The organism is Gammaproteobacteria bacterium (assembly GCA_003696665.1).
Taxonomy (GTDB): domain Bacteria; phylum Pseudomonadota; class Gammaproteobacteria; order Enterobacterales.
Genome location: RFGJ01000475.1, coordinates 1 through 3,727, shown reverse-complemented (window position 1 = coordinate 3,727; position 3,727 = coordinate 1). Strand labels below are relative to the sequence as shown.

The 3,727-nt window shown below is 51.8% G+C and carries 6 protein-coding genes; all 6 read right to left on the bottom strand.

What is annotated here, in order from left to right:
* Positions 1–1,214 (bottom strand): heme d1 biosynthesis radical SAM protein NirJ (gene nirJ, locus D6694_11585; protein RMH39033.1); only part of this gene is annotated, 1,214 nt, incomplete at its 3' end.
* Position 1,215: 1 nt separating this feature from the next.
* Positions 1,216–1,707, bottom strand: a complete 492-nt coding sequence (locus D6694_11580; protein ID RMH39032.1) for an Lrp/AsnC family transcriptional regulator — start codon at positions 1,705–1,707, stop codon at positions 1,216–1,218.
* Positions 1,695–2,162: an Lrp/AsnC family transcriptional regulator gene (locus tag D6694_11575; GenBank protein RMH39031.1), complete on the bottom strand. Its 468-nt coding sequence runs from the start codon at positions 2,160–2,162 to the stop codon at positions 1,695–1,697. The genes D6694_11580 and D6694_11575 overlap by 13 nt, the downstream gene beginning before the upstream one ends.
* Positions 2,159–2,641, bottom strand: coding sequence for an Lrp/AsnC family transcriptional regulator (locus D6694_11570; GenBank protein ID RMH39030.1), 483 nt, complete (start codon positions 2,639–2,641; stop codon positions 2,159–2,161). The genes D6694_11575 and D6694_11570 overlap by 4 nt, the downstream gene beginning before the upstream one ends.
* Positions 2,638–3,078: an Lrp/AsnC family transcriptional regulator gene (locus tag D6694_11565; GenBank protein ID RMH39029.1), complete on the bottom strand. Its 441-nt coding sequence runs from the start codon at positions 3,076–3,078 to the stop codon at positions 2,638–2,640. The genes D6694_11570 and D6694_11565 overlap by 4 nt, the downstream gene beginning before the upstream one ends.
* Position 3,079: 1 nt before the next feature.
* Positions 3,080–3,727 (bottom strand): protein nirF (locus D6694_11560; GenBank protein RMH39028.1); only part of this gene is annotated, 648 nt, incomplete at its 5' end.

Sequence of the window (3,727 nt, the reverse complement as noted above, 5' to 3'; positions counted from 1 at the left end):
TTTCGGTGAGTTGAGTGCCAAAATGGGTCGGTACGGCGTGAGTAAGGTTGAACCTCAATACGCTGCACAGGTGTGGTGATACCAATTTCCTCGTCATCAAGATAACACGCTGGATCTTCTTGCCATGGATCTCCGGTGAGCTGATAGGCACGAATACGCGCATTCCCGCCACAAATGCTGAGCCATCGGCATTCTGCACACCGCCCTTTGAGTGGTCTTGGTCGCTGCCTTAAGCCACGCAGCAGCGGATCCGACTCGTCTTGCCAGATCTCTGAAAAAGGCCGCTCCTTGACATTGCCCAGCGTGTAACCCCACCAAAAAGTATCAGGATGAACGTTGCCAAGGTTATCGATATTGGCGATACCAACCCCAGCGGCATTGCCACCCCATGCCTCTAACATGGCAAAGAGTCGCTCAGCTTTGTCCGGCCAACGTTTCTTCACCCACTGCCATAACAACACAGCGTCCGCGTCGTTATTGCCAGTGACATAGTCGGTGTAATGTCCTGCTTCAATGTCTTGCCATGCGCGCTCAAACAATTCGATAACCGCTGCTCTGGCGCGTTGGTGTACAACGTCATCTTTTCGATTACGGTTGCCACGACCACCGTAATTGAGGTGGGAGAGGTAAAACTTGTCAATGGCCTCTTCGCGCATGAGGTCGAGCACAGCAGGGAAATGATGCGCATTGTCGTCGGTGATGGTGAATCTTAGGCCGGTTTTGACATTTCTCGCTTTCAGATGGCGTAGCGCAGTCAGCGCTTTGTCATACGCTCCCGCGACACGGCGAAAACGATCATGTACTTCGCCAATGCCATCAAGACTGATACCAACGTAATCAAAGTTCATTTCGGCAATCCGGTCGGCCAACGACTCGTCAATCAGTGTGCCATTTGTCGAAAGGGCAGTGTAAAAGCCGAGATCTCTGGCACGTGCGGCAATGTCAAAGATATCGGGTCGCAATAATGGCTCGCCACCCGACAGGATCAACACTTTAACTCCGAAATTATGTAGGTCGTTCAGTACTGACAAGGCCTGTTGAGTCGAGAGTTCGCCCGGAAAATTGTGATCGGCCGAGACAGAATAGCAGTGTTTACAGGCTAGATTGCAGCGGCGGATAAGGTTCCAAATGACCACTGGAGCTCGCTTGTGGGCAATCGGGCGAACCGTTTCACCAGAATGAATGGCGCGAAGATAGCGTGAAATTCGTAGCATGTCAGTGTCCTCCTGTGTCCAGCCGGAATCCAGTTTTTTTCAGGATCCGTCGGCTGATGAGGGCGTCGTGTACACGACAGTATGGGGCGCTGAGTTCGATGAGTTGTTGATGCTGCTTGTTGAGCGCTTCCTCGGATGTGGCATGAATCATGGCAAACAGGTTGTATGGCCAATTGGGCGTTTTGCGTGGGCGACGATAACAATGACTGACCCAGTTTAGGGCGGCAAACAGCTCGCCAACAGTATCGACATGATGATCTTCAATATCCCAGACAGTCATCAGATTGTATCGATAGCCGGCGCGGTAATGGTTGGGTACCAAGGCAATGCGCCTGAGCAACCCGGTCGCTTGCCAGTGCCGGAAAATTTCGATGACTTCCTTTTCGGTGAGTCCTACGCGTTGGGCTACCTCAGCGAAGGGGCGAGCCGTGACAGGCAGGCCTGATTGAGTGACTTCAATGATTTTTCTTTCTTGTGTCGTCAAGCAGAGCATGGCTGGTACCCCAACTGAAGATTAATTTTGTACTCTTTCTCCTTCGGCAGCGTCATGACAGGCAAGCCAATAGCCGTTTCAATGCGCTGTATCACTTCTAAAAAATGTTGTTCGCTCTCGGTGGCGGTCACGAACCATAGGTTGTATTCGTGTTCGCGCAAATAATTGTGCGCGACTTCAGGAAATGCATTGATCCGTTGAGCAATCTCTGGCCACCTTTCTCCGCAGGCAACAGCGCAAAGACAGAAATGGCCACCAGCTTTTTCAATGTCGAACATTGGGCCGAACCGGGTGGCCAGACCGGTATCAAGCGCCCAGTTGACAAAATCGATGATGTCGTCCGGCGTACAATTCAGACTTTGGGAAAGCTCCTGAAATGGCGCCTCCACGATCGGGAGGCCTTGTTGCAGCCGCTCAAAAATTCGCGCGGTGAGCTTCTCGTCGTGTTGACTCATTTCGCCTCCGGTAAGTACAAAGCGCCCCGTTGCCGGAAGCACCGTTTTGAAAATAAAACGTCGTAGGGAAACTCCAGTTGGTGCTTTCGTCGTATGGCGCTGAGTTCTTGCAACACCCAATCCCGGCTTTGGCCATGGATCATGGTGAACAGGTTATACGGCCATACAGGGAGGCGTCGTGGGCGACGATAACACAAGCGAATACTCGGCTCCTTAGCCAGCAGCGTGCCGATCTCGTCAACTAGATCGTCGGGGATATCCCAGACGACCATCGCGTTCGCCACATATCCGAGCTTTCGATGACGAACAATGGTGGCAAATCGTTTGAAAATACCTTGTTGCAAGCAATCGTCAATCGTCCGAAGAATATCGGTTTCTGTCACACCGACTTCGTCAGCGACACATTGATAGGGGTGCTCGGTGATGGGCAATCCATGTTGCAGTGCCCGAATCACATCTTGAACTTGCTCGTCTCTCATGGCGCAAACCCCAAATCGATGAAATACGACTTTTCCATTGGCAAATCGAGCACTGGCGCCGTGACCCAAGACTGTGTAAGGGCAAGAATCTCGTCGATGCGTGCACGACTGGCGGCCGTGATAACAAACCATAGGTTGTATTCGTGTTCACGTTCGTAGTTGTGATTGACTTCGGGAAATTGATTGATTCGTTGGGCTATCGCTTCGACTTGGTCGTTGGGTACGGAGACAGCTGCCAATGTGGAAGCCCCAACGGTATTGGGGGTGATGACCGGTCCGATACGTTGGACAATGCCTTCAGCGTGTAATTGTCTAAAGCGCAGGATGACGTCATCTTCATTCGTGCTGAGTTGTTGAGCCAAATACGCAAATGGTCGGGCGTCGCGTGGAAAGTCGCGAATGGTGGCCTGAATGAGTGCACGGGCGAGTGCGTCCATGTTATAACCCTATTTTGTGTGCCCGGTCAGTGAAAAATATCCCGCTGGGTTTGGTCATGGGCAGGCGTGCGATCAGTGTGAAGGTCCGTGTGTCATATATTTGAACTTCATTCTTATCGCGAACCGATACCCAGATTTCATGCCCTCGAGGAGCAAATTCCATGTGTAGTACCCCTGGGCCAGCGTCGATTGTTTTCACCACCTTAAGGGTTTTTGCATCAATCACTTGAAGCCAGCGATTATCCGGAAAAGCGAAGTTCACCCAAATCTGACGATGGTCAGGCCGGGACATCACGAACACCGGTTGCCCGCGCATGGGAATCTTGTCAACCAGCTTCCATGTTCGGGTTTCGGCGACAAGGACAAGATGCTCGCCAACTGCCGGAAACAGGGCATACGGCCCTGCGAATGTCCACCCTTCTAAATGGGGCATTTTGTAGACAGGGCGTTTTTCGTCACGCTTGATATATTGGTCAAGAATGTGAATAGGGCGCAGTGGTGTTTTCCATAAATCAACTAAGACCATACCGGCTTCTCCGTACAGTCCGGCAATATAATAACGGCCGTCCGGCGTGATGAGCGCATCGTAGGGCTGCCGACCCACGTGTTGAAACTGGCTCACGCGGTATTTTCCTGACGCTTCCATTTG

Bases quoted from the DNA above. Each gene is read 5' to 3' on its own strand.
- D6694_11570 (RMH39030.1), bottom strand. From the start codon at position 2,641: ATGAGAGACGAGCAAGTTCAAGATGTGATTCGGGCACTGCAACATGGA.
- D6694_11575 (RMH39031.1), bottom strand. From the start codon at position 2,162: ATGAGTCAACACGACGAGAAGCTCACCGCGCGAATTTTTGAGCGGCTG.
- D6694_11565 (RMH39029.1), bottom strand. From the start codon at position 3,078: ATGGACGCACTCGCCCGTGCACTCATTCAGGCCACCATTCGCGACTTT.
- D6694_11580 (RMH39032.1), bottom strand. From the start codon at position 1,707: ATGCTCTGCTTGACGACACAAGAAAGAAAAATCATTGAAGTCACTCAA.